This is a genomic window from Pseudomonas asiatica (assembly GCF_040214835.1).
GTDB lineage: Bacteria > Pseudomonadota > Gammaproteobacteria > Pseudomonadales > Pseudomonadaceae > Aquipseudomonas > Aquipseudomonas putida_Z.
Map to the genome: position 1 here is coordinate 2624791 of NZ_CP157874.1, position 26389 is coordinate 2651179.

The following is a 26389-nucleotide window of genomic DNA, read 5'->3' on the forward strand; positions in this document are numbered from 1 at the left end:
ACGTCGATTTTAGTTGGCGTTCGCGCGTGTAGAACCTTGATCAGGATCAGGAAATGGATATTGTACATGCCATGCACATTTTTGTTCGGGTAGCGGAGTTCAACAGCTTCACCGCAGCCGCAGAGTCGTTGGGGTACTCGACCCCACATGTCTCGCGAAGTATTTCAGATCTTGAAATTCATCTGCGGGCAAAACTGATAAACAGAACGACACGAAAGGTGGCGTTGACTGAAGCCGGCTACCGTTATCTCGAACGCTGCAAAGTGCTGCTGGAGGACCTGAAGCTTGCGGAGCTCGAAGCGGCGGGGGCGCATCTGGAAGCCTTTGGCAAATTGCGCATGCACTCGCCGAACGGCATCGGCCATTATCATATTATTCCGTTGATCGCCAAGTATTCTCAACTGCAGCCCAATGTAGACTTTGAACTCAACCTGTCTCAAGCCGCACCGGACTTGCTTGCCGAAGGCTATGATCTAGTCATTTCGGCGGACAGCCGGGTTTCCGACTCCAGTTTCATTGCCAGAGAACTGGGAGAGACCTACAGCGTTTTTTGCGCAGGCCCGGCTTATATCCAGGAACATGGGTTGCCAGAGGAAATTGATCAATTGAAAGACCATACCTGCCTCAGGCTTCATGACCCCAGTTTTCCGAAGGGTTGGGAAATTGATGGGTATGACATGGATGAAGTGATTTCTCCCAGACAAACGTTCACGGTCAACGTGGCTGGGTCAATCGCTCAAGCGGCAAAGGAAAACATGGGGGTTTGCCTCATACCAAGCTATGTGGCTGCGAGTTCAATCGCCAGAGGTGACTTGATCAGGGTGTTGCCCACGGTAAAGGCCAATCAGAGAAGTATTTCGGTGATTTATCCTTCACGGCACTTTCTGGATGCCAAGGTCAGAACCTGGGTCGAATTCTTGAAGGGGCAACTTCCAACACGGCTAGAGGGTGATGAGGCGGCATTGCAAGCCGGAGCGAGTGGCAGGCTCGCTCCAGGCCATTAGATTAACCATTGTCACACCGGCTCAGGTTGGAAACCTTGAGGTAATCGATGGTATGGGTTACACCCTGGTGGTCAACATAAGTGATGCTGGCAGGCACCACACCGCATCCACTCTCATCGTTGTTGGTCATCGAAATGACATGGGCGATGTCCATCGCCATTCCGTAATGATAGCTCTCGACAGTATTTGATTTGTGTTGGCTGGCCTCATCGCTGGTTTGTGCGGCGAATGAATGGCTGGCAACGGTAAAGGCGATTATTGCGAACAGGTATTTCACTTTTACATCTCCACGCTGGGGAACATACTTTTTCTACCGGCTCAGAAGTTACTGATACTGCTTGGCTTCGGTAGGGTTAATTCTAAGCTTCCTGCGTGCTGTGTAAATGTGCTGCCAGTTAATTCACTGTTTTGGTCTGCTTAATAATCCAGGGTTGATGCTGTGGCGGGATCTGTCTGTGCTTATCGCAAGCTTTTGGTAGGGTGTGAGTTGTCTTTCTAAAGTGTCGTGCTTCACTTTGTTATTTGAAGCTTTGTTTTGGTTGGATTTCACTACTGGTCGATCGAGTTCATGGGGCGGATGCTGCCATGCGATCTGCGGTTAAGCACTTTGCGAAAAAGCTGCCACGCAGTCAGCGCGATATATTGTTCAGGATGGGCAGTAGTCCCGCGCCTCGGGAACTGGCTGGTCAACTTTGCCAGTTCTTGCCGTTCTGATTAGTCACATACATGAAGTTCGCTCAATGGCTATCCGGATCCCCGCCGGCGTTTTTCAAGGTAGTTGTCGCGTCAACCATCCAACTATGCGGCTTGCTTCACGTGCTGTTGTTCCCGATCAGGGTTCAGCAGCACCGTACCAATTGGCTCCCAGTTGCGAGTGCGTCCTGACCATCGCTCCGGATTTCTATTTCGAGCGCGCTCATAGAGTTCGTGGCGCAGGGTAAGGATTTGCCTGTCCTGACCTCGATGACGCTCTGCTGGCGTGACGAAGCGGATTCGGCTGTGCCGGTGTTCGTGGTTGTACCAACGGATAAAATCACGCACCCAGCATCGTGCAGCATCCAGGGTTTCGAAGCCCTTGGTCGGCCATTGCGGGCAGTACTTCAGTGTTCTGAAAAGCGCCTCCGAGTATGGGTTGTCATTACTGACACGCGGCCTGCCGCGGGATGGGGTTATGCCCAGTTCGTACATCTTACTCAGCAAAGTGGCCGATTTCATCGGCGTGCCGTTGTCCGAGTGCAACACCAACGGCTCTCTCAAGCGCTGTTCGCTGATCACACTTCTCTGCAGCAACACTGCTGCTTTGGCGCCGTCTTCGTTCTCGTGTACCTCCCAGCCCACAGTCTTGCGGCTGTAGATGTCTTCGATCAGGTACAGGTAGTAGTATTTTCCACGTACCGAAGACGGTAAGTATGTGATGTCCCACGACCACACCCGGTTAGGTGCGCAGGCAGCATGCGTTGTCGGCTCGGCATGACACCCAGGGCGTTGAGCGCGCCCTAGGCGTTCTCGCTGTCCAGCAGACCGAAGCACCCGGTAGAAGGTCGACTCCGAGCCTATATAGAGTTGCTTATCGGCCAGCCTCGGCACGATCTGGCTAGGTGGCAAGTGAGCATACTCAGCGCTGTTGCACAGGTTCAGAATCGCTTGTCGCTCGTGCTCGCTCAGCGCGTTCGGTGGGGCGGCGCGAACTGCAGTTGTGCGTGCGTCCGCCGCCACCTCTTCCGTTTGAGTCCAGCGCTGCAAAGTTCTGAGCGTCAAGCCAACTTCCTGACATGCCGTCAATTTCCGTGCTCCGGAATTAATCGCCTCAGTCAGCCAGGCCACCAGCAGTTGCCGTTCCGGCAGAGCAGTCAATTGTCCTCGTCGTCTACTCCCCAGTAGTCGTTGAGCTTTTTTCGCAGCACCAATAACGCGGCTGTTTCAGCCAGCGCCTTATCCTTACGTCGCAGTTCGCGCTCAAGCTGTTTAATACGTTTTTTCTGATCCTGACGGGCCTGCTCCCGATCAACCTTAGGCTGCGCTTTTGGAGGCGCCATCCCGCTCAGGAACGCTTGCCGCCAGCCAGCAATCTGCTCGGGATACAAACCTTTGCGACGGCAGTATTCACCCAGCTCAATCTCGGACAAGCTGGCACATTCGGCAACAGCCGCGAATTTCATTTCTGCCGACCAGCTCTCGGTCGGGTGTTTGGGATCGGTCACCACCACGCATCCTTCGGCACTGGCTCGTTTGCGCCAGGTATACAGCGACATTTCAGTAACGCCCTCGCGCCTGGCGACTTCGGCCATCGTCAGGTTGAGTGGAGGGCCCAACATCTTGAGCAGTTCGGCTTTGCGCTCAGAGGAATAGTACGGCACAACGGCTCTCTTTCCGTCCCCGGATTCTGGTTTCAGGTAAATCTGGTAAGGCGACAACTATCCTGACACCGGGGGGGAGAGCCAAGTGGAGTTGGGGCGTAACCACGTCGATTGACGCGTCGTTTTGTTGTCAGGTGAAGGTTAGCGGCAGGGCTTTGTGAAGAGCAAGCTTACGGACAAATCCATTGATGGCTGTGGGCCGTGATCACTCGACGATCCAATTGCATTCAACGGCGATAGGGAACTGTCGCAGGTGATTTTTCGAGAAGATGATTGTTGAGCCCCAAGCTGGGGGCATCCTTTTCAAACCATCCAAAGCATGCCCTCAAATTTGCCCCACATGTAGCAATTAGCTGGAAGCAAATGGCTATTCGAGGCTAGAAAAACGCAGAAATGATCAGCTAACAAGCATGCGCGAAGCCCCTAAAGACTGTCAGGGTCGCCGAAGAACATCTGTATCCGCGACCGCAACCACCGCTCCGCCGGGTCATTGTCCTGCGCCCCGCGCCAGGCCATGTGCAGCTCGAAACTGCGCACATCCAGCGGCAGATCCTCGGCCCGCAACCCACCCGCCGCGGTCAACGCATCTGCCGTGTAGTCCGGCACCGTAGCGACAATATCGGTGCCCGCCAGCAAGCTCCCCAGCCCGTTGAACTGCGGCACGGCCAGCACCACGTGGCGCTTGCGGCCAATCTCTTCCAGCGCCTCGTCGATGAACCCCGACAGGTCCCCGGCAAACGACACCAGCGCATGCGGCCGCGCGCAGAAGTCGTCCAGGGTGATGGCGCCGGGCACGCTGTCGGCGCGCAGCAGTTTCGGCATGCTGCGGCGCAGCACCTTGCGCTTGGCGTTGGCTGGCAGTTCGCTGGTATAGCTGACCCCCACCGAGATCTCGCCCGAGGCCAGCAGCGTCGGCATCAGCAGGTAATTGACCCGGCGCACCACCAGCACGATACCCGGCGCTTCGGCGCGGATGCGCTTGAGCAGTTGCGGCAGCAGGGCGAATTCGGCGTCGTCCGACAGGCCGATGCGGAACACCGCATTGCTGGTGGCCGGGTCGAATTCGGCAGCGCGGCTGACGGCGGTGGAAATCGAGTCCAGCGCCGGGGACAGCAGGGCGAAGATTTCGTGGGCCCGGGCCGAGGGCTCCATGCTGCGGCCGGTGCGCACGAACAGCGGGTCGTCGAACAGGTTGCGCAGGCGCGACAGGGCCGCGCTGATGGCGGGCTGGCCGAGGAACAGTTTTTCCGCGGCACGGGTGACGCTGCGCTCGTGCATCAGCGTTTCGAACACGATCAGCAAGTTGAGGTCTACGCGACGCAGGTCGTTTCGATTCATCGGTGCGCTTCGCCTAAAGTGGGGCAGAGGTGAATCTTAAGGCCAAAGGCTGGTACCCTGCACGGGTTTAGGGGGACCAATCGCAGGGAAAGTCAGGTGCCCAATCGATGACAAGCATGTCGACTATTAATGACCACTGATGGTCTAACCGGCAAAGCCCGGATAAAGTCCGTGGTAATTAGAGGTTCACAAAGGCGAGGTATGCGATGTCCCGCATGATCCGTTTCCACAAGTTCGGCGCTGCCGATGTGCTCCGTTGCGAGGAGCAGGCCGAATCGTCACCTGCTGCCGACGAGGTACAGATCCGCGTCGAGGCGGTTGGCGTCAGCTGGTATGACGTGCTCTGGCGCCAGAACCTGGCACCGTCCCAGGCGCGCCTGCCGGCGGGGATCGGCCACGAGATGGCCGGGGTGGTGACCGCGGTCGGCGAAGGGGTCGAGGATATTGCGGTGGGCGACCGGGTTGCCAGCTTCCCGGCCACCAGTGCCAACGACCACCCGGTGTATGGCGATGTCATCGTGCTGCCGCGTACGGCCATTACCCGTTATCCGGATGTGCTCACCCCGATCGAGGCCAGCGTGCACTACACGCCGCTGCTGATCGCCTATTTCGCCTACGTCGACCTGGCCCGGGCCAAGGCCGGGCAGACCGCGCTGGTCACCGACGCCAGCCACTGCGCGGGCCCTGCCTTCGTGCAACTGGGCAAGGCCCTGGGGCTGAAGGTGTTTGCCGCCACCAAGGAGCCGGAACAGCGTGAGTACCTGCTGGGCCTGGGCGCCGACAAGGTGATTGTCACCGAAGAGCAGGACCTGTTGCTGCAGGTTGGCAAGTACACCGATGGTCGTGGCGTGGACATGGTCCTGGATGGCATGGGCGGGCCGCAGATGTCGCTGCTGGGCGATGTCCTGGCTCCACGTGGCAGCCTGGTGCTGTATGGCCTGCAAGGCGGCAACCAGACGCCGTTCCCGGCCTGCGCGGCGTTCCAGAAGAACATCCAGTTCCATGTGCACTGCATCGGCAACTTCACCGGCAAGCCGGAGCTGGGCATCAGCCAGGATCAGGTGGCGCTGCAGCGCGCCCTGCGTGATATCAACCAGTTCACTGCCGACCAGTTGCTGACACCGCAGATCATCAAGGTGTACCCGTTCGAGCAGGTGGTCGAGGCGCATCGCTACATGGACCAATGCCCGTGCGGCGGGCGTGTGGTGCTGGACATGGCGCAACACTGACAGCGGTCTGCATCTATCAGGAAACCCGGGCAGAGTCCCGGGTTTTTTGTGCCTAATAGAGACTGGTTTTACGTTAAAAAAAGAAGTTTCCTACAATTAAATACGACGCGGACTATATTTGAACTGATTGCTCCGTGGCTTGCCGAAATATCCCGCCAAGTTTTTTGTCTTGTACTGTTCCCGTCTGGCAGTCAATGTGTTTTCTCACTTCCGCTGAATGGTTTTTTTACCCTGATCTGTATCTTCTATTCGCTTTGCATCCCTCGATAATGGCTCAATGATAGTTTGCGCAAGGAGCGTGGAATGAGCATGGCTATGCCCAGGCCAGGGCGGTGTATGGCAGCGGCGGGGCGTCGCGACGATGGGTTTTTCTCGATGTCATGGCGACAGTGATGGTTACGTCATTACTTCCAATTAGTTGTAGGAAATTTCTTCTGGAAAAGTTCGGGGCATGTTGATGTTCAGGTCCTCTGATCAACGTGCGCTGGCTGCATGAAGTTGATGAGGTGATCTCGTGACTGCTATTCACGACCAGGCAATGCACTATATCTACCAGCAAGTACTCGAGCGCTTGCTCAGTCATATGTCACAAGCGCAGCGTGCTTCCTTGCAATTGCTGATACAACGGCTGCTGGTTGCTGCAGGCGGGCCCGACTACATCGGTACCTGCCGCTTGCTGGTGCTGCAAGGCAACGATCGTCGCAGCGCCCGGCTGCTGGCCATGCTGCGTGCCGCACAACTGAGTATCGCCCTGCGTGCGCCGGTAACCTTCCAGCTGCGGGTGCTGGTGGTGAGCCTGCCCGTGGCTGACAGTGCCACGCTCGAATGCCATGAGCGCAGCTTCAATGCGCTGTTCTTGCAGGATGACCCGCGGGTGCAACTGCAGATGATCAAGGGGCGTGAAGTGGTGCCGTTCAGCCGGCATGCCCCTGCCGCGCCCGACAACTGGCTGTTGGCGAGGGAAGCCATGCTGATGTTCGGTCACCTGGTCGACGCCAGGCCCGAAGCGCTGCTGGGGTGTCGCCTGCACCTGGAACTGGCGGCGGCCGTCGGCTTTGCGCTGCAGGCCCATTCACCTGCGGATGTATTTATCACCGCCATCCCTGCGCGCCAGCGCCGCCGGTACCTGGCCTGGGCACGGCGCAGCCTGCGCCTGGCAGGGGAGCGTGGTCCGCATGTGGTGCACCAGTGCCTGGCGACGCTGGCACAGGGGCTGAGCCGCCTGCACGGCAGTATCGGGTTGCCATCGGGTGCCTTGGCGGGGCCGACCTCGGCGAGCGTGCCGCAGAGTACGTCGGTGCGGTTGATTGCCATTGACGACCTGCTGCCGCCATTGCTCGAAGAGCAGCAGCTGGACCGCATGCTCGGTTGTCGCTTCGAGGGGGGGCAGGACGCCTGGCCATTGACCGCGTTCGTCGAGCCGTTGGCCCCGGTGCAGCTGCGGGAGCTGCACGCACGCAGTCTCGAGCCGCAGGGCAGTCGCCCGGCATTGCGGCTGGCTGGCCAGCCGGGCGCCAACAAGCGGCGCGACACGCATCAGCTGCAGTTCGGCAAGGCATATGGCATCAACCAGATCCAACAGGTGTGCCTGCTGTTCAGCCCGTTTGCCAGGCAGGGGAAGAACCTTGAGCGTTTTCTGCAATGCTGGCATGCCGACATGCTGGTGGCGCTGCCATACCTGCATCGGGCCTTGCAGGGTAAACCCTGCCCAGATGCGGTGAAAAACTGGCTGGTGAATACCAGCGGCCTGCCGCTGGGGCAACTCCGGTTGATCTATGGCGGAGGCCTGCCGCTGGCCTCCTGGCGTCTCATGAGCCACCTGGCCCGTCGCGATGTACAGCTGAAGTTGCTGCCACGGCGGGCAGCGGGGCGGCGGCGTGGTCATGCGGGGCCGCCTTGATGGAGCAATCGGGCTCCGGCGAGTTCGCCTATCGCAAGGTCTATCGCTACCTGGAAGCCCTGATCGACCAGGCGCCACGCAGTGGCCCGTGCCGATTGCCGTCGTTGCGCGTGTTGGCCCGGCGGTTACGGGTGTCATTGGCCACCGTGCAGAGTGCCTACAGCCTGCTGGAAGAAGAGGGCCGCGTGCAGTGCCTGCCCAGGTCGGGCTATTACGTACAGGGCGCTGCCAAGGGGGATGCTGCGGCCATGCCCCGGCAGGCACCCTTGCCGGCACAGCCGATGCTTGAGCGCACCCTGTTCACCCACGAGCGGCGCCTGGCACGTCAGCGCACGCACAGTGTCGCCCCGTGGGACGCGCCCGGCAGCGCCCGCCTGCGCAATGCCATCGCCGAACGCTATACCCGTTCCTCCCACCAGTACTGGCGTGCCGAGGACGTGCAGCTGGCGCCAGATGTGCAGGCGTTGCTGGAGACTTTGCTGGCGGCGCTGGCCCTGCAAGGCGGGACCGTGGTGGTGCACTCGCCCTGTTGCTGGCAGGTGCTGCGTGCGTTGGCCCGTGCCGACATGCGAGTGCTGGAGGTACCACTGGATACCCGCGGCAACCCGGACCTGCGCGCCCTGGCCCGGCTGCTGGCCAGCGAGCCAGTGTGCATGCTGGTCATGCCATCGTGCCTTGGCATGCCGCAGGGGCGGCTGGTTTCACTGCACTATCAGCAGCAGCTTGGCCAGCTGCTTGGCCAGCACCCTGTATGGTTGCTGGAGAACGACCTGGACAGCGAGCACTGTTACAGCGGGCCGCCGAATACGCGCCTGCGCGATTGGGTCGATCCTCGTTGGCTATTGGTGATGGGGGCGTTCGATGCCGCAGTGGGGAGCGAGGCGCCCTATGCCTACCTGCTGGGCCATGATGCCGTGCTGGCCCGGGCTTTCGCTGAGCGTGCATTTCGGCTTGCACCGCTTCGCCTGCAAGCGCTGGCGCACATGCTGGGCAAAGGCGAGATCGAGGCGCAACTGGTGCGGCTGCGCACCGACCTGCAAAAGCGCATGCAGTGCCTGGCGCGTGAGTTGCAGCTGCAGTTCGGCCAGCGGGTGGTGTTGGAAACGCCGGAGGGTGGCCGGACACTGTGGGTGCGCTTTCGCCAGCCACTGCCGTGGGAGGGTATTGCTGCAGCGCTGGCTGGTTCAGCACTGCATGCCCTGCCGGGCGAGCAGTTCAGCCTGCAGGGTCGCTACCAACAGTGTCTGGCGATGGCGTGGCTGGGTGATCACCCGGGGGAGCTGCAACAGGCGGTAGAGCGCCTGGCTCAGGTGCTGGAACTGCGCTGTGGCCGGCCTGCCGGCGCTACACTTTGAGCCGCCGGGGTTGCTCGGGCTGCGCTGTCGTGCAGGGAGCAATGTTCAAGAGCGTGTCACATTCCCTGTGGGAGCGGGCGTGCCCGCGAAGCGTACAACACGGTGCATGGCACCGGCTTCGCCGGTGTTCGCGGCGGTTCGACGCCTCGACACGCCCGCTCCCACAGTTGTTCCATGAGCGCAGCCTGTCAGCAATTCGCTTGCTCCTGCCCTTGCCGCAAGCGGTTACTGACCAGCGCTGCCACCACCAGCAACGCGGCGATGATCCACAAGCCATTGCGGGTACTGCCGGTGGCCTGCTCGATCAGGCCCATCACCGATGGGCCGACGAAACCGCCAAACAGGCCGCAGGTGGTGACAAAGGCCAGCCCTGCCGCCAAGGCACTGCCACTCAGGCGGCTGGAGGGGAAGACGAAGATGATCGACTGCACCACGAACAGCATCAGGGCAGTCAGCGAAAACCCGATCAGGCCGATGAACGAGTTCGCCAGCGACGCCAGCAGCAGCCCGGCCGCCATGGTCAGCAGGCCGCAGAACAGCAGGGTGCGGCAACGGCTCGGCGAGGTGGCCAGGCGCGGGAAGGTGGCGGCGCCGATGGCGGCAGCAATCCACGGTACGGCGGTCAGCAGGCCGACCTGGAAGGGCGACAGCGCGCCGTAGGTGCCGATGATGCCCGGCAGGAAGAAAATTACCGTGTAGATGGTGATCTGGTGCACGAAGTACACCACGATCGCCAGCCAGATCTGCCGGTCGCGGAACATCTGCCCCAACTTGCTCTGCTGCGGTGCGGCGGCCCGCTCCGCAGCCAGGCGGCGCTCGATGTCCGCGGCTTCGGCGGCCGACAGCCAGGGCGCCGAGGCTGGGCCATCGGGCAGTTTCTTCCATACCACATAAGCCAGCGCCACCGCCGGCAGGCCCTCGAGCACGAACAGCCATTGCCAGCCGTGCCAGCCCAGCACACCGTCCATTTCCAGCAGGGCACCCCCCAGCGGGCCGCTGAGGATGTTGGCCAGGCACACGCCCAGCAGGAAGTAACCCGTGGCGCGGGCACGCTGTTCACGGTCGAACCAGTAGGTCAGGTACAGCATCACACCGGGGAACAGACCCGCTTCGGCGACCCCGAGCAACAGGCGCATGACGTAGAACGAGGTTTCGCCCTGGACGAAGGCCATGCCCGCCGAGAGCAGGCCCCAGGTGATCATGATGCGGGTGATCCAGAAGCGTGCGCCCACCCGATGCATGATCAGGTTGCTGGGTACTTCGGCCAGGGCGTAGGTGAGGAAGAACAGGCCGGCGCCCAGGCCATAGGCCGCTGCCGACAGGCCGAGGTCGATGCCCATGCTGGCCTTGGCCAGGGCAATGTTGGTCCGGTCAAGGAAGCTCATCACGTAGACAACGATGAGCAGTGGCATCAATTTGCGCAGCAGCAGGCCGTTCAGGCGCTGTTCGGTGGTGGCGGCAGGGGCGGGTGCCGCTGCAGTACCGGTGAGGATTGTCATTGTTTTTTCCCCGTGGAAAGTGCTGGTGGCGTGCCGCGCAAAGGCGGCACACCCAGGTAGGTGGGTCAGGAACGGTTGATGTCGAGCCACACCGCGCCGTTGGGGTACTGGTAGCGCTCCAGGGTCTCGGCATGCATTTCAATGCTGTAGCCCGGGCGTTGCGGTGGCATGTAGCGCCCGCGGCGGATCACCACCGGGTCGATGAAATGCTCGTGCAGGTGGTCGACGTACTCCAGCACCCGGTTGTGCAGCGAGGCCGATACCGCGATGTAGTCGAACAGGGCAATGTTCTGCACATATTCGCACAGGCCGACACCGCCGCCGTGCGGGCACACCGGTACGTCGTACCTGGCCGCCATCAGCAGCACGATCAGCACTTCGTTCAGGCCACCCAGGCGGGCCGCGTCCAGTTGGCAGAAGTCCAGCGCGCCGGCCTGGAACATCTGCTTGAACATCACCCGGTTGTGGCAATGTTCACCGGTGGCCACGCCAATCGGGGCAATGCGCTGGCGGATGGTGGCGTGCCCGAGGATGTCGTCCGGGCTGGTCGGCTCTTCGATCCACAGTGGCTCGAAGGCGGCCAGGCGGCGCATGTTGGCGACGGATTCCTCGACGCCCCATACTTGGTTGGCATCCATCATCAGGGTGCGCTCCCAGCCAATTTCGTCGCGCAGGATGCTGGCGCGGCGAATGTCTTCCTCCAGGTCCGCGCCGATCTTCTGCTTGATGTGGGTCCAGCCATCTTCCACCGCCTCGCGGGCCAGCTTGCGCATCTTTTCTTCGCTGTAGCCCAGCCAGCCCGGCGCGGTGGTGTAGCCGGGGTAGCCTTCGCGCAGCATCTGCGCTTCGCGCTGGGCCTTGCCCGGGGCCTGGCGGCGCAGCAGGGCGATGGCTTCTTCGGGGGTGAGCACATCGGTGACGTAGCTGAAGTCCAGGCAGCGCACCAGCTGCTCGGGCGTCATGTCGGCCAGCAGCTTCCACACCGGCTTGCCTTCGTGCTTGGCCCACAGGTCCCACACGGCATTGATGATCGCGGCGGTGGCCAGGTGGATCACGCCCTTTTCCGGGCCCAGCCAGCGCAACTGGCTGTCGCTGACGGTGAAGCGGTGCCAGAAACCGCCCATGTCGGCCGTGATTTCCTCCAGGGTGAGGCCGACGATCAGCGGCGCCAGCGACTGCACCGCGGCCGCGCAGATCTCGTTGCCACGGCCGATGGTGAAGGTCAGGCCGTGGCCTTCCAGGGCCTCGGCGTCGGTGTGCAGCACCACGTAGGCCGCCGAATAATCGGGGGCGCTGTTCATGGCGTCGGAGCCGTCCAGCGACAGCGAAGTGGGGAAACGAATGTCGCGAACGCTCAGGTGGGTAATACGTATGCTCATGGTCGGCTCTTGTTCTGTTCAAGCACTGGGAGACCTGACTGTAGGTTGTCGAGCGATACAGGCATAATCGCCAAATCTTAACCAGCGATACCGGATTCGATATGTCTCGCTTGCCACCCGACAGCGCAAAGGCGCCTGCCAGCCTCGGCGCATTGAAGATCTCCAGCCGGCAGATCACGCTGCTCAACGCCTTGGGCGAGTTCGCTAACCTGCGCCGTGCTGCCGCGGCGATGCACACCACGCAACCGGCAGCGAGCCTGTTGCTGCAACAGCTCGAGGAGCGCCTTGGCGTACGCTTGTTCGAGCGTTTGCCACGGGGCATGCAAGCGACGCTGTATGGCGAAGTGATGATCCGCTATGCGCAGAACGCGCTGCATGAGTTCGAGCACGCCCAGGCGCAGATTGCCGAGCTGGCGCGCGGGGCCCAGGGCCTGGTGCGGGTGGGCAGCGTCATGGGCCCGGTGCCGGGTGTGCTGACCAAGGCGGTACTGGCCTACAAGCGCGACCACCCCAAAGTGCGCATTTCCCTGGAGGTCGGCACCAGCGACACCTTGCTGCCGGCCTTGCTGCGTGGCGACTTCGACATGGTGGTGGGGCGCCTGCCGGACCAGAGCGACAGCCAGGACCTGAACATCGAACTGTTCGAAGGCGGTGAGCAGATGCGCGTTATTGCCCGCGCAGGCCACCCGCTGGCCAATGCCACCGGGCTGCAACTGGCTGACCTGGTGGCCTTGACCTGGATACTGCACCCCATCGGCAGCCCGATGCGCCGCCGCGTCGAAAGCGCGTTGCAGGCCGGCGGCATGGTGCAGTCGCTGGATATCGTCGAAACTGCCTCGATCCTGGCTACCACCGCCATGCTCGAAGCCTCCGAGATGATTGCGGTGGTGCCCGATGACGTGGCCAAGCATTATGCCCGCTATGGCATGGTCGCCATCCTGCCGGTGGAACTGCCGCTGGCGATGGCCAACCTGGGCGTGTTGACCCTGCGCTCGCGGCCCAACTCGGTTGCCCTGGACACCTTGCTGCACTACCTGCGGGCGCAATAGCCCTGCCTTTTCACTTGCCTGAGGCCCTGCGTCGATGCCGCCGGACATGACCCATTCCAGCTTTTGCAACTGGATCCGCTACAAGCACCTGGTGCTGATCGACACCTTGGCGCGCACCCGCAACATGCACGCCACCGCCACGCGCATGAACCTGAGCCAGCCGGCACTGAGCAAGATGTTGCGTGACCTTGAGGAGCAGTTCGGCTTCGCCCTGTTCGAACGCCTGCCGCGGAGCATGCCACCCACCGAACTGGGCGAATATGTGGTGCGTTATGCTCAAGGCGCGCTGGCCGAGTCGCAACAGTTCGTCGATCAGGTAAACCGCCTGCGCAACGGCGGGCACGGCTTTATCCGCGTCGGTGGGATATTTGCCGCCACCGCGCTGGTGCTGCCGCAGGCCATCGCCGCGATCAAGGCGCGCAGCCCGTTGCTGTCGATCGAAGTGGTGGAGCATTCCAGCGATCACTTGTTGACCATGCTGGAGCAGAACAAGCTCGACATCATGATTGGCCGCTTCACTGAAGAACGCTTCAGCCAGCTGTTCGACTTCCAGCCCCTGGAGCCGGAACCGTTCAGCCTGGTGGTCAACAGCGAGCACCCGCTCAACCAGCTGGAAAGCACGCCACTGACGGCGCTGGGCGACTGGCCGTGGGTGCTGTACCCGGTGGGCACGCCGATTCGCAACCGCCTGGAGCAGGCCTTCCGGGTTGCCGGCATCGCCACGCCTGCCGACAGCGTCGAAACCATCTCCATGCCGATGTTCCTGCAATTGCTGCAGGCGGCGCCGATGATCGCCATGTTGCCGCGCTCGATGGTTGCCGCGCAGCTGGCCAGCGGCCAACTGAAAGAACTGCGCAGCCCCTTGCACCTGGCGGCGCTGGAGTACGGCGTGGTTACCCGCAAGGACGAGCCGCTGAGCGCTTCGGCCCGGGCGTTTGTCGAGATTTTGCTGGAGGGCGCACGGCGCCGTGAGCAGGAACAGAGATAAAGCCACCTGATACGCGGTCAACTGTAGGAGCGGCCTTGCGTCGCGAAAGGGCTGCGAAGCAGCCCCAGGGTTTCAGCGCAGAAGCACGAATTGCCGGGGCTGCTTTGCAGCCCTTTCGCGACGCAAGGCCGCTCCTACAAGGATCCGCGCAGCTGCCAAAAAATGGTCTTCATAGGCGATTGATAAACACGCGCTTAGACCGGCTTTTGATAACCCAGGGTTATCGCACGATCGGATCATCTCATTGGGAATGTTGCCCAAGGCTTCTTACAGTGGTCGCAGCCATAACAAGAAGCCAGCCGCACCGCCCTGAGAGGTCCCATGCAACTGATTGCCAAGTCCGGTGACCTTGCCGTCATCCGCCTCAACCCGCTGGACAACGTGCTCATTGCCCGCCAGGCCCTGCCGCAAGGCCTGCGCCTGGACGCCGAGGCGATTACCGTGCGCCAGCCGATCCCCTCGGGCCACAAGCTCGCTACCGAACGTGTGGAGCAGGGCCAGCCCCTGCGCCGTTACGGGCAGATCATCGGTTTTGCCTCGCAGGCCATCGACGCCGGCGAACACGTGCATGTGCACAATGTGCAGATGGGCGATTTCGCCCGTGACTACGCCTTCGGTGTCGACACCCGCAGCCAGCCCGGCCGCGAGGCGCAGTTCCAGGGCATCGTGCGCGCCGATGGCCGGGTCGCCACCCGCAACTACATCGGCATCCTCACCTCGGTGAACTGCTCGGCGACCGTGGCTCGGGCTGTGGCCGACCATTTTCGCCGCGACATCCACCCTGAAGTGCTGGCCGATTACCCGAACATCGACGGCGTGGTAGCGCTGACCCACGGCGCCGGCTGTGCGGTGGACCCCAGCGGTGAAGCCTTGGGCCTGTTGCGTCGCACCCTGGCCGGGTACGCCGTACACCCCAATTTCGCTGCCGTGCTGATCATCGGCCTGGGCTGCGAAACCAACCAGATCGAAAGCTTGCTGGAAACCCAGGGCCTGCAGGCCAGCGCCCAGCTGCGCCCCTTCACCATCCAGGGTATCGGCGGCACCAGCAAAACCATCGCCGCCGGTATCGACCAGGTCAAGGCGCTGCTGGCCGAGGCCAACCAGGTGCAGCGCCAGCCGGTCAGTGCGCGGCACCTGGTGGTCGGCCTGCAATGTGGTGGTTCCGATGGCTATTCCGGCATTACCGCCAACCCGGCGCTGGGCAATGCCGTCGACCGCCTGGTGGCCGCCGGTGGCACCGCGATTCTCTCCGAGACCCCGGAAATCTACGGTGCCGAGCACCTGCTGACCCGCCGTGCGGTCAGCCGCGAGGTCGGCGAAAAGCTGGTGGCCCGCATCCGCTGGTGGGAAGACTACTGCCAGCGCATGAACGCCGAACTGAACAACAACCCCTCGGCCGGCAACAAGGCCGGGGGCCTGACCACCATCCTCGAGAAGTCCCTCGGTGCGGTGGCCAAGGCCGGTTCCAGCAACCTGGTCGATGTGTACCAGTACGCGGAAGCGGTGCGCGCCCAGGGTCTGGTGTTCATGGACACCCCCGGTTACGACCCGGTTTCGGCCACCGGCCAGGTGGCTGGCGGGGCCAACCTGATCGCCTTCACCACCGGCCGTGGCTCGGCTTACGGCTGCGCCCCGGCGCCGTCGATCAAGCTGGCCACCAACAACCGGGTGTTCGAGCACCAGGAAGAAGACATGGACGTCAATTGCGGTGGCATCGCCGACGGCTCCACCAGCATCGAGGAACGCGGCGCGTTCATCTTCGAACAGATGCTGCGCATCGCTTCCGGTGAGCGCAGCAAGAGTGAGCTGCACGGCTACGGGCAGAACGAATTCGTGCCCTGGCAGATCGGTGCCGTGACCTGATCGCCAGCCCTGTCCCATTTCCGAGGCAACCGCAATGACTCAAGCCACACATTACAATGTGCAAGCGCTGACCACCTTCGTCGAGCGACTGTTCGAAAAGGCCGGCGCCGATGCCGAAGTCGCCCAGGTAGTGACCCGGGTACTGCTCGAAGGCGAATTGCTGGGCCATCGCACCCATGGCCTGAACCTGGTCAGCCGCTACATCGACGGCATGCTCGGCGGCCAGGTCAAGGCCCGCGCGCAGGCACTGGAGCAGGTATCGGACAGTGGCATTTCCAGCCTGTTCGATGGCCACTACGTGTTGGGGCCGTACTGCGTCAGCCGTGCCCTGGACTGCGCGGCAAAGGGCGCCACTTCGCAGGGTATCGGTATCGCCGTGGTGCGCCGTGCCGCGCATATCGGCTGCCTGGCAGCCTACCTCAAGCCCTACACCGACCAGGGCCTGGTAGCCATGCTGTATTCCTCGGACCCATCGGTAGGGCTGGTCTGCGCCCATGGTGGCGCCGACCCGGTGTACACCCCCAACCCGATTGCCGCGGGCATCCCGACCCAGGGCGAGCCGATTCTGCTGGACGTCAGCATGTCCACCGTCACCCTCGGCCTGGTCGGCCAGTGTCGCGATGCCGGCAGCCGCCTGCCGCACCCGGTGCTGGTGAGCAATGACGGGCAACTGAGCGACGACCCGCGCGACTTCTTCACCAGCCCGCAAGGCAGCATCCTGCCCTTGGGTGGCCAGGCTTTTGGCCACAAAGGTTTCGCCCTGGCGCTGCTGGTCGAGGCCCTGACCTCGGGGCTGGCCGGCCATGGCCGCAAGGATGCACCAGACCAGTGGGGGGCCTCGGCCACCGCCGTGGTCATCGACCCGCGTTTCTTCGGCGGCCTGCAAGCGTTCACCGACGAAACCAGCTTCCTCGGCCAGCTGGTCCTGGCCAGCCGGCCACTCGACCCCGAGCGCCCGGTGCGCCTGCCTGGGCAGGCTGGCCTTGCCCTACGCCGCCAGGCCCTGGAGCAGGGCGCAAGCCTTTCGTCACAGCTGGTGGCCGACCTTGACCGCCTGGCCGGGCAGCTGCAACTGCCGGCACTTTCCCAATGAATGACAGTAAGGGTACACAGATGACTGATCGAGCGAACGGCAAGCGACCGCTGCCTCTGAATCACGATGCCAGCGCGTTCGACAGCGGCAGTTGGGTAGGGCGGGTCTGGCTGCCGGAGCAGGGCCCTGCGGTGGTGCTGGTGAAGGCCGGCGCCGTGCACGATATCAGCGCCCATGTAGCCACCGTCTCGGCCCTGCTGGAAGTGGCCGACCCGGTGGCCTACCTGCGCAGCCTGCCGCTGGCCGAGCCGCTGATCGGGCTGCCAGCGTTGCTTGGCAACAGCGACCCGGCCCTGCGCGACCCACGCCAGCCATGGCTGCTGGCACCCATCGACCTGCAGGCGGTGAAGGCCGCTGGCGTGACCTTCGCCACCAGCCTGCTGGAGCGCGTGGTCGAAGAGCAGGCCAAGGGCGACCCGGCCAAGGCCGATGCCATCCGCGACACCCTGGCCAGCCGCATCGGCGCCGACCTGTCGCAGATCGTGCCGGGCTCGGCCCAGGCCGAAGCGCTGCGCAAGGTGCTGGTGGAGCAGGGCCTGTGGTCGCAGTACCTGGAAGTGGGTATTGGCCCGGATGCCGAGGTGTTCACCAAGGCCCAGCCGCTGTCGGCGGTCGGCCATGGCGCCGACATCGGCATCCACCCCAAGTCGAGCTGGAACAACCCCGAGCCGGAAGTGGTGCTGGCGGTGTCGAGTGATGGTCGCATCAAGGGCGCGATGCTCGGCAACGACGTCAACCTGCGCGATTTCGAAGGCCGTAGCGCCTTGCTGCTGTCAAAAGCCAAGGACAACAATGCCTCCACCGCGCTTGGCCCGCTGCTGCGCCTGTTCGACGAAAGCTTCGGCCTGGACGACGTGCGCGCCGCCGAGGTGGACTTGCAGGTGGTTGGCGAAGACGGTTTCATCCTCGCCGGCCGCAGCTCCATGCGCCAGATCAGCCGCGACCCGCAGGACCTGGTGCAGCAAACCCTCAACGAGAACCATCAGTACCCCGACGGTCTGGTGCTGTTCCTGGGTACCTTGTTCGCCCCCAAGCAGGACCGCGACCAACCGGGCAACGGCTTCACCCACAAGCCGGGCGATGTGGTGAGCATCAGCAACCCGCAACTGGGTACCCTGTGCAACCGCGTGACCACCAGCGACCTGGCACCGCAATGGCACTTTGGCCTGCGTGCGCTGATCGACAGCCTCGGCCGGCGCGGGCTGCTGGACGTTGCAACCACCGCGCGCCAGCCTTGAGCGGCGCGCTGCGTCAGGGAGGGCGCAGCATGAACGAAGGATCGCCAAGGCGCTGACAGCGCGGCAACAATAATAATAAAGGTCATCACATGAACCCTATGAAGAAGTACCAACGCGTCACCGTCGTGTTCCTGCTGTTGATCGGCATCGTCAACTACCTGGACCGTAGTGCGTTGTCGATCGCCAACACCTCGATCCAGAAAGACATGATGATCAGCCCGTCGCAGATGGGCATCCTGTTGTCGGCGTTCTCCATTGCCTATGCCTTTGCCCAGCTGCCGATGGGCATGATCATCGACCGCCTGGGCAGCAAGATCGCCCTTGGTGCCTCGCTGCTGGGCTGGTCGGTGGCCCAGGCAGCGTTCGGCATGGTCAACAGCTTTGCCGGCTTCATGGGCCTGCGGGTGCTGCTGGGGATTGGCGAGGCGCCGATGTTCCCGTCGGCGGCCAAGGCCCTGTCGGAGTGGTTCGATGCCAACGAACGCGGCACCCCGACCGGCGTGGTCTGGTCCTCGACCTGCCTCGGCCCGTGCCTGGCGCCACCCTTGCTGACGCTGTTCATGGTCAACTTCGGCTGGCGCGGCATGTTCATCATCACCGGCGTGATCGGCGTGGTGCTGGCGCTATGCTGGCTGACCTTCTACAAAAGCAAGGCCCGCTACCTGGCGGAGCTTGCTGCCGAGGGCAAGCCGTTGCCGAGTGGGCAGCAGGTGCCGGCAGCCACTGCACAAGCGCCGAAGGCCTCGTACTTCGCCGGCTGGCTCGACCTGTTCAAGCACCGCAGTACCTGGGGTGCGGTGCTGGGCTTCATGGGCGTGATCTACATGCTCTGGCTGCACCTGACCTGGCTGCCTGGCTACTTCGAGCGTGAGCACGGCCTGGACCTGTACAAGACCGCCTGGGTAGTCTCGCTGGCCTATGGCTTTGGCGCAGCGGGCACGATCGTTGCCGGGCGCTTCTGCGACTTACTGGTGAAGCGCGGCATGAGCGTGCTGGCCAGCCGCAAGTTCAGCGTCATCACCGGGCTGGTGCTGGCGGCGCTGTTCACCCTGCCGCTGTCGTTCGTCACCGGCCTGACCGGTTGCATCGTCCTGCTGTGCCTGGCGCTGTTCAGCATCAACATGGCCAGTGCCACTGCCTGGATGATCGTCAACACCATCGTCGACAGCCAGCGCGTGGCCTCGTTTGGCTCGATCCAGAACTTCGGCGGCTACATTGCCGGCTCGGTGGCACCGATCGTCACCGGCTTCAGCATCCAGTACTCGGGCTCGTTCACCACGGCGTTCATGATCAGTGCGGTAGTGGCGCTGTGTTCGGCGGTGGCCTACTTCCTGCTGCTGCAGGCACCGATTGGCAGTGCCAAGGTCAAGGCGGCGGAGATGGTTGCCGCGACTGAGTAACCTTTGCGCCGTCGCCTGTAGGAGCGGCCTTGTGTCGCGATGGGCTGCGCAGCAGCCCCGGCGATTTCGGCGTTGGCTTCAAAATCCCGGGGCTGCTCCGCAGCCCATCGCGACACAAGGCCGCTCCTACAGACAGCGCCACCGAGATGACCCACGGCACTTGCCAGGTATACTGGTCTGTATGTATAACCAGTATCCATTCCAGCCGCCTGACCCCCAGCCCGTGATCGCCCATTCCGTCGACGACCCGTTCTACTACCTGCACAATTTCCGCCAGGTGCTGCTGTGGGTCGAACAGCGCTACGAAGACCTGCTCGACGATCAGGAACTCGCTTTCATCCGCACCTTCAGCCAACTGGACGCCCCGGCACAGGCCCTGATGGTGCGCATGGTCATGCGCAAGGGCGAGCTGTTTCGCAGCGATCGGCTCGACTATGCCGAAATCGGCGATACCTGGCAGGCCCTGCAGCCGCTGCTGGCCCTCGGCTGGGTACGGGAGCCCGCGCAACTGGAACTGCAGCAACTATTCGCCCTGCTGCGCAAGGACGAACTTGCCCGTTGTTTTGCCCCGCAGCTGAGCCGCCCTCGCGCCGCCAAGCATGACCTGCTTGCACAGCTGCAACCCCTGGGCCTGCAAGCCCGTTCATTGGCCGAGTGGTTCCCGGACAGTGGCGTGCGCATCCTCCAGTGGTGCCTGCAACCCTTGTGCGACCGCATGCGCCTGCTGTTCTTCGGCAACCTGTACCAGGACTGGTCGGACTTCGTCCTCGCCGACCTCGGGTTGTTGCGCTACGAACAGGTGCCGTTCAGCACCGATTCGCGTGCCCTGCAGCAACGCGCCGAAGTCGACCTGGCCATGGCCTTGCACCAGTGCGCCGAGCGCCTGGAGCAGGGCGACGACCCGCTGTCGATCCTGGCAGCCATGCAGGGCCTGCACAGCGACAACCCATGGCTGGCCCGGCGCCATGCGCGCCTGCAATTCGCCCTGGGCCAGCAATGCGAGCGCCTGGGCGACTGGGCGCAAGCCATGGCTGTGTACACGCAGTGCAGCCATGCCCAGGCGCGCATCCGCCAGGTGCGGGTGCTGGAGCGCAGCGAACAGTGGCACCAGGCCCATGCACTGGCGCTGCAACTGGCGGCGGCGCCGGCCAACGCCCTGGAAGTGCAGGCGCTGGAGCGCATGTTGCCACGCCTGGCACGCAAGCTCGGTGGCCCGCCACAGCGGCGCCAGCGTGTCGCGCCCCTGGAGCTGATCGAGCTGGAGCTGCCCCGGGAACTGGCAGCGCTGGGTGTGGAGGAGGCGGTACGCCAGCACCTGGCCGAAGCCGGTGGGCCGGTGCATTACGTGGAGAACACGCTGTTCAACAGCCTGTTCGGCCTGCTGTGCTGGGAGGCGATCTTCGCCCCGGTGCCTGGCGCGTTCTTCAACCCGTTCCAGGCCGCCCCGCAGGACCTGCACGACGGCGACTTCCAGCAACGCCGCAGTGCTCTGTTCGAACGTTGCCTGGGGCGGCTGGACGATGGCAGCCATCACCGGGCGATTCTCGACTGCTACGCCGCCAAGCAAGGGCTGCAGTCGCCGTTCGTGTTCTGGTCCGTGCTCAGTGAAGCATTGCTCGAGCAAGCCTTGGCCTGCCTGCCGGCGGCCCATTTGAAACAGTGCTTCCTGCGCCTGCTGCAGGACATCCGCAACAACCGCGCCGGCATGCCCGACCTGATCCAGTTCTGGCCCGAGCAAGGTCGCTACCGCATGGTCGAGGTCAAGGGCCCTGGCGACCGCCTGCAGGACAACCAGCTGCGCTGGCTGGAGTTCTGCCGGGCCCACGGCCTGCCTGTCGCGGTGTGCCACGTGCGCTGGAGCGAAACACCGTGAGCTACAGCGTGGCGGTACGCGCCTTGTGTGAATTCAGCGCCAAGGTCGGCGACCTGGACCTGCGCTTCACGCCATCACCTACCGCCCAGGAGGGGATCGAGGGGCATCGGCGGGTGGTGGCGCGACGCGCTGCGGGCTACGAGTCGGAAATTGCCCTCGAAGGCCAGTTCGATACCCTGAAAGTGCGTGGCCGTGCCGACGGTTACGACCTCGTCTGCAACCGCCTGGAAGAGATCAAGACCCACCGTGGCGACCTGTCGCGCCAGCCGGCCAACCATCGCCAGTTGCACTGGGCGCAGGCCAAGGTCTACGGCTGGTTGATGTGCCAGGCACGGCAACTGCCGGCCATCGAGGTAGCGCTGGTTTACCTGGACGTGGACAGCGATGGCCAGACGCTGATCAGTGAACACTGCACGGCTGCCGAATTGCAGGCCTTCTTCGAAACTCAGTGCCAACGCTTTCTGGCTTGGGCACAAGGGCAGGAGCAGCGCCTGGCCGAGCGTAACCGGGGCCTGCAAGCACTGGGCTTCCCCTATCCGGCGTTCCGCCAGGGCCAGCGACAACTGGCGGAAACCCTGTACAAGGCCGTGAGTACCGGCCGTTGCCTGATGGCCCAGGCCAGCACCGGAATTGGCAAGACCCTCGGTACCTTGTTCCCTCTGCTCAAGGCCATGGTGCCGCAGCAGCTGGACAAGCTTTTCTTTCTCACCGCCAAGACCCCGGGCCGGGCCCTGGCCCTGGATGCCATGCGCCAGATCACCGATGCCACGCCGCAGCCGGCCTTGCGCACGCTGGAGCTGATCGCCCGCGACAAAGCCTGCGAGCACCCCGACAAGGCCTGTCATGGCGAATCCTGCCCCTTGGCCGCAGGCTTCTACGACCGCCTGCCGGCCGCGCGGCAGGCAGCGGCAGCGTTGCCCTTGCTCGACCGCGCCCAACTGCGCGAAGTGGCCCTGGCGCACCAGGTATGCCCGTATTACCTGGGCCAGGAGATGGCGTGCTGGGTAGACGTGCTGGTGGCGGACTACAACTACTACTTCGATGCCCATGCCTTGTTGTTCGGCCTGACCCAGGCCAACCAGTGGCGGGTCGCGGTGCTGGTGGACGAGGCGCACAACCTGGTCGAGCGCGGCCGCGGCATGTACAGCGCCAGCCTCGACCAGGGCCAGTTGCAGGCCCTGCGCCAGAGCAAACCGCCCGGGCTGGTCAGTGCGCTGGACCGGCTGAACCGGCAGTGGAATGCCCTCTACAAGGAGCAGCGTGCGCCGTACCAGGCCAGCGAGTCGCTGCCGGACGCTTTGCTGCGCGCCCTGCAGCAATGCATCGGGCTGATCCAGGAACAAATGAACCAGACGCCTGCGCAAATGGACCCGCAGGTGCTGCAGTTCTTCTACCAGGCGTTGCAGTTCAGCCGGGTTGCCGAGCTGTTCGACGAGCACTTCCTGTTCGACATCAGCCAGCGCCAGGGCCCGCGCAAGCGGCGGCTGGCCACCCTGTGCCTGCGCAATGTCACCCCGGCGCGCCTGTTGGGCCCACGCATGCAGGCGGCGCACAGCGTGACGCTGTTTTCCGCCACCCTGAGCCCACGGCACTTCTACAGCGACCTCCTGGGCATGCCGGCCGATACCGCCTGGCTGGAAGTGGCCGCGCCGTTTCGCGCCGAACAGCTGGAAGTGCACATCGCCAGCCAGGTATCCACCCGTTACCAGCAACGCCAGGCTTCGCTGGCGCCGATCGTCGAGCTGATCGCCCGGCAATATGAGCGCATGCCGGGCAACTACCTGGCGTTCTTCAGCAGTTTCGAGTACCTGCAACAGGTGGCCGGGCTGCTGGCCGAGCGGCATGCACAGATACCCATGTGGGCCCAGGAACCGGGCATGGACGAAGCGGCTCGCCAAGGCTTTCTCGACCGTTTTGTAGCGGATGGCCGTGGGGTGGGTTTTGCGGTGCTGGGTGGTGCATTCGGGGAGGGGGTGGACTTGCCAGGCACACGGCTGATCGGCGCGTTTGTCGCCACCCTCGGGCTACCCCAGGTCAACCCGGTCAACGAGCAGTTCAAGCAGCGCCTGGGGCGGCAGTTTGGTGCGGGGTTCGATTACGCCTATCTCTACCCAGGCGTGCGCAAGGTCATCCAGGCGGCAGGCCGGGTCATCCGGGGCGACCAGGACCGTGGCGTTCTGATCTTGATCGACGAGCGCTTCGCCGAACCCCGGGTGCAGCAGATGTTCCCGGGGTGGTGGCCAGCGCCGGGAGGTTAACGCGGCCTCGGCAATCTGGGCATCAAGGCTAGCCAGGCATACCGTCAGCCCGTGGCCGCAGCAAGATGGGCAGGTAATGTTGCAGGAACAGCAGCAGCGCCAGGCTCCAGCACACTACTGAAAGGCTCACCCCCAGCGGCGTGAACAGCGGCAGCACCACCCGCGCCAGCGTCGCCAGTTGTATCAAGGCAAAGGCCCAGGCAATGCTGGTCGGCACCTGCAGCGGCCTGCCGGTGTGGCCCAGGCTGACCCGTGCCATCATCGCCAGGATCAAGCCGCTCATGGCGCCCACGGTCAGTGCGTGGGTCACCAGGCTCGGGCTCAGTGCCACCCCGGCATGCCACAGCGCCATGCCCAGGCAGGCAATGGCAATCCAGGCATAGGCCAGGTGCAGCGACCACAGCAGGGGCACCCGCCACAAGCCACGGTCATGCCACAAGGCCAGGCGGGCGGTATGCAGGGCGAACAAGGCGCCGAACAGCGCGGCCAGGCCGATACGTGGCGTATCGGCCAAGCCCGAGGCGAAGGCCAGCGGTACCGCCACGCTCAGCAGCAGGCAGGCCCGGTCCAGCCAGGGGCGGGCAGGGGACGGGGCCATGTTGCCCAGGCCGCGTCGGGTGAAGAACGGGATCACCCGCCCGCCAAGCACGCTCATCATCGCGGCTACCAGCCACAACCCGGCAAACACCCCGCGGCGCTGCCACAGTTCCTCCTGGCGCAGCCAGCCGACCAGGGTCAGCCACTGGCAGGCGGCGATCAACAGCACCAGGCCGACGATCGGGTAGTTGTTACGCAAGCGCCGTTGCACGATCGGCCGCGCCAGGGCCAGTGCCACCAGTGGCAGAAAGCTGCCCTCGATCACAACCAGCAAGCTGCCCGGTAATGGCAGGAACCAGCTTGCCCGGCCTAGCAGCCAAAGCAGGAACAAACCCTGCAGCGCACGCCCGCTCAAGCCTGGGGTGCCGCTCCAGTTCTGCACGGCGGTCAGCAGGAAGCCGGCGATGATGGCGGCAGTGAAGCCATAGAGCATCTCGTGGCGGTGCCAGGCGAGCATGCCGCCGGGGGGCGTTGGCTCCAGCACCCCGGCCAGTACGCCGGCCCACAACAGCAAGGCGAGTAGCGCAAACAAACTGCCACCCAGGAAGAATGGGCGGAAACCCAGGCCCCAGACGGCCTGGCGTGGGCGTGAATCGATCGGCTGCACAAGCATGGGCGGACCTTCGTTCGTTCAGTAGGCTCAATTGGGGTAAGATCACGATCCGTGCCAGCTCCGAACCCCTTGTATATCAAGGTGATGGCACCTCTCCGGGTCCGAATGACATGCGTTTTCTGCTGTTATTTGGACCTGCTTGTATGTCGTATTGACTTGCTTCAGGGTCTGGCCGGTTCGCCGCTGGCCAACGCTTCGCTACAGGATTCACGTTTTGTCCGACCTCTCGAAAAATCCACTGCTGCAGTACATGGCCCGCCTGGCCCCATCCAGCCAGCAAACCATGCGCTACATCCTTCAGGACGCTGCCGACCGGCTGGGGTTTGTCGACTGCAATATCGTCGATGTGCCCTGGCATCGGCTCGAGCCCGGCCATGTGATCGCCCTGGTGGCGGCGCTGCGTGCCGACGGTTACGCACCCAACAGCTCGTCGCTGTACGTCAACGCCATCCGCGGTGTGATGAACGAAGCCTGGCGCCAGGGCCTGATCGATCACGAGCAGTTGTTGCGCATCCGCGAGGTCAAACCGGCCACCGGCAGCCGCCTGCCACCGGGGCGCAACCTGCGCCGCAGCCTGATTCGCGAGCTGATGGATGTGTGCGCGGCCGACCCACGGCCGCAGGGTGTGCGTGACGCGGCGATCATCGCCTTGCTGTACGGCACCGGCATGCGCAAGTCGGAATCGGTGGACATCGACCTGGCCCAGGTTGACTTCGAGGCGCGCAGCCTGCAGGTGCTGGGCAAGGGCAATCGCCAGCTGATCAAGTACGCCCCGCCATGGGCGTTCGAGAAGTTGCAGGCGTGGCTGGACCTGCGCCGTCAGGAGTTGCCGGCAGGGGCCGAAGACGACCCGTTCCTGTTCAACCGCATCCGCCGTGGCAGCCATATCACCCGGGCGCGCATCACCAAGCATGCCATTTACTACATCGCCCGCCAGCGTGGTGCGCAGGTGGGCGTGAAGATCATGCCGCACGATTTCCGCCGGGCGTTCATCACCCGGGTGATCGAAGAGCACGACCTGTCCATTGCGCAGAAGCTGGCGCATCACGCCAATATCCAGACCACCGCCATCTATGACCGGCGTGATGACAACGAACGCCGGCGTGCGGTGGACCGCTTCGATTACTGACGCCTTGTCGCCGTATGAAGGGCTTGCTCGAACCCTGTGGGAGCGGGTTCACCCGCGAACACGGGCGAAGCCCGTGCCATGCACTGGGTTGGATTCTTCGCGGGTAAACCCGCTCCCACAGAGGCCGTGTCGCAGCATCGGGTAATTTTTGCCTTGAGATGGGCTGGCACCGAAACAGGGCCAAAGCACGCCCCCGCCTTGTGCGCCATCCCCCCGTATGCCCGATG

The 26389-nt window shown here is 63.5% G+C and carries 19 protein-coding genes; 13 read left to right on the plus strand and 6 right to left on the minus strand.

What is annotated here, in order from left to right; genetic code table 11:
• The first annotated feature begins 53 nt into the window (after positions 1-53).
• Positions 54-1004, plus strand: coding sequence for a LysR family transcriptional regulator (locus tag ABNP31_RS11795; protein ID WP_238066148.1), 951 nt, complete (start codon positions 54-56; stop codon positions 1002-1004).
• Position 1005: 1 nt separating this feature from the next.
• Here the strand turns inward: ABNP31_RS11795 and ABNP31_RS11800 are convergent, their stop codons facing one another.
• From ABNP31_RS11800 to ABNP31_RS11815, 3 genes are all read right to left on the minus strand, one after another.
• A complete protein-coding gene (locus tag ABNP31_RS11800; protein ID WP_238066149.1) occupies positions 1006-1281 on the minus strand; it encodes a DUF2790 domain-containing protein in 276 nt (91 codons plus the stop codon).
• Positions 1282-1802: 521 nt separating this feature from the next.
• Positions 1803-3361, minus strand: a protein-coding gene (locus ABNP31_RS11810) for an IS3 family transposase (protein WP_414058088.1) whose coding sequence is annotated in 2 segments (ribosomal slippage) — positions 1803-2902 and positions 2902-3361 — 1560 coding nt in all. Because the reading frame shifts where the segments join, the coding sequence is not laid out codon by codon here.
• Between the two features lie 423 nt (positions 3362-3784).
• Complete coding sequence (locus tag ABNP31_RS11815; RefSeq protein ID WP_013972367.1) at positions 3785-4699, minus strand: LysR family transcriptional regulator; 915 nt, start codon at positions 4697-4699, stop codon at positions 3785-3787.
• Between the two features lie 206 nt (positions 4700-4905).
• On the opposite strand from ABNP31_RS11815, the gene ABNP31_RS11820 reads away from it, so the two are divergent.
• The 3 genes from ABNP31_RS11820 (at position 4906) to ABNP31_RS11830 (ending at position 9183) form a co-directional block, all read left to right on the plus strand.
• Positions 4906-5928, plus strand: a complete 1023-nt coding sequence (locus tag ABNP31_RS11820; RefSeq protein WP_025339441.1) for a zinc-dependent alcohol dehydrogenase family protein — start codon at positions 4906-4908, stop codon at positions 5926-5928.
• 514 nt (positions 5929-6442) lie between these two features.
• Positions 6443-7828: a hypothetical protein gene (locus tag ABNP31_RS11825; RefSeq protein WP_350013340.1), complete on the plus strand. Its 1386-nt coding sequence runs from the start codon at positions 6443-6445 to the stop codon at positions 7826-7828.
• Positions 7828-9183, plus strand: a complete 1356-nt coding sequence (locus ABNP31_RS11830) for an aminotransferase class I/II-fold pyridoxal phosphate-dependent enzyme (RefSeq protein WP_350013341.1) — start codon at positions 7828-7830, stop codon at positions 9181-9183. The genes ABNP31_RS11825 and ABNP31_RS11830 overlap by 1 nt, the downstream gene beginning before the upstream one ends.
• Before the next feature lie 188 nt (positions 9184-9371).
• Here ABNP31_RS11830 and ABNP31_RS11835 read toward each other — a convergent pair whose 3' ends face one another.
• Both ABNP31_RS11835 and ABNP31_RS11840 read right to left on the minus strand, forming a co-directional pair.
• Positions 9372-10682 carry an MFS transporter gene (locus ABNP31_RS11835; protein ID WP_350013342.1) on the minus strand — a complete coding sequence of 437 codons (1311 nt, stop codon included), beginning with the start codon at positions 10680-10682 and terminating at the stop codon, positions 9372-9374.
• Between the two features lie 65 nt (positions 10683-10747).
• Positions 10748-12061, minus strand: coding sequence for an L-fuconate dehydratase (locus ABNP31_RS11840; protein WP_085663705.1), 1314 nt, complete (start codon positions 12059-12061; stop codon positions 10748-10750).
• A 101-nt stretch (positions 12062-12162) separates the two neighbouring features.
• On the opposite strand from ABNP31_RS11840, the gene ABNP31_RS11845 reads away from it, so the two are divergent.
• The 8 genes from ABNP31_RS11845 (at position 12163) to ABNP31_RS11880 (ending at position 23823) form a co-directional block, all read left to right on the plus strand.
• Complete coding sequence (locus ABNP31_RS11845) at positions 12163-13110, plus strand: LysR family transcriptional regulator (protein WP_085663704.1); 948 nt, start codon at positions 12163-12165, stop codon at positions 13108-13110.
• 34 nt (positions 13111-13144) lie between these two features.
• On the plus strand, positions 13145-14098 hold the full coding sequence (locus tag ABNP31_RS11850) for a LysR family transcriptional regulator (protein WP_350013343.1): 954 nt from the start codon (positions 13145-13147) through the stop codon (positions 14096-14098).
• A 321-nt stretch (positions 14099-14419) separates the two neighbouring features.
• A complete protein-coding gene (locus ABNP31_RS11855; protein ID WP_238066156.1) occupies positions 14420-15961 on the plus strand; it encodes a UxaA family hydrolase in 1542 nt (513 codons plus the stop codon).
• Positions 15962-15995: 34 nt separating this feature from the next.
• Entirely contained in the window at positions 15996-17054 is a 1059-nt protein-coding gene (locus tag ABNP31_RS11860; RefSeq protein ID WP_350013344.1) for an Ldh family oxidoreductase, read from the plus strand.
• Between the two features lie 20 nt (positions 17055-17074).
• Positions 17075-18292, plus strand: a complete 1218-nt coding sequence (locus tag ABNP31_RS11865) for a fumarylacetoacetate hydrolase family protein (RefSeq protein WP_085663700.1) — start codon at positions 17075-17077, stop codon at positions 18290-18292.
• 98 nt (positions 18293-18390) lie between these two features.
• A complete protein-coding gene (locus ABNP31_RS11870; RefSeq protein WP_350013417.1) occupies positions 18391-19692 on the plus strand; it encodes an MFS transporter in 1302 nt (433 codons plus the stop codon).
• A 223-nt stretch (positions 19693-19915) separates the two neighbouring features.
• Complete coding sequence (locus ABNP31_RS11875; protein ID WP_350013345.1) at positions 19916-21565, plus strand: VRR-NUC domain-containing protein; 1650 nt, start codon at positions 19916-19918, stop codon at positions 21563-21565.
• On the plus strand, positions 21562-23823 hold the full coding sequence (locus tag ABNP31_RS11880; RefSeq protein WP_350013346.1) for an ATP-dependent DNA helicase: 2262 nt from the start codon (positions 21562-21564) through the stop codon (positions 23821-23823). The genes ABNP31_RS11875 and ABNP31_RS11880 overlap by 4 nt, the downstream gene beginning before the upstream one ends.
• Before the next feature lie 28 nt (positions 23824-23851).
• On the opposite strand, the gene ABNP31_RS11885 is transcribed toward ABNP31_RS11880, so the two are convergent.
• Positions 23852-25033 (minus strand): NnrS family protein, encoded by a 1182-nt coding sequence (locus ABNP31_RS11885; RefSeq protein ID WP_350013347.1) that lies wholly within the window; start codon positions 25031-25033, stop codon positions 23852-23854.
• A 214-nt stretch (positions 25034-25247) separates the two neighbouring features.
• Between ABNP31_RS11885 and ABNP31_RS11890 the strand changes: the two genes are divergently transcribed.
• Complete coding sequence (locus ABNP31_RS11890) at positions 25248-26162, plus strand: site-specific integrase (protein WP_350013348.1); 915 nt, start codon at positions 25248-25250, stop codon at positions 26160-26162.
• Positions 26163-26389 lie beyond the last annotated feature (227 nt).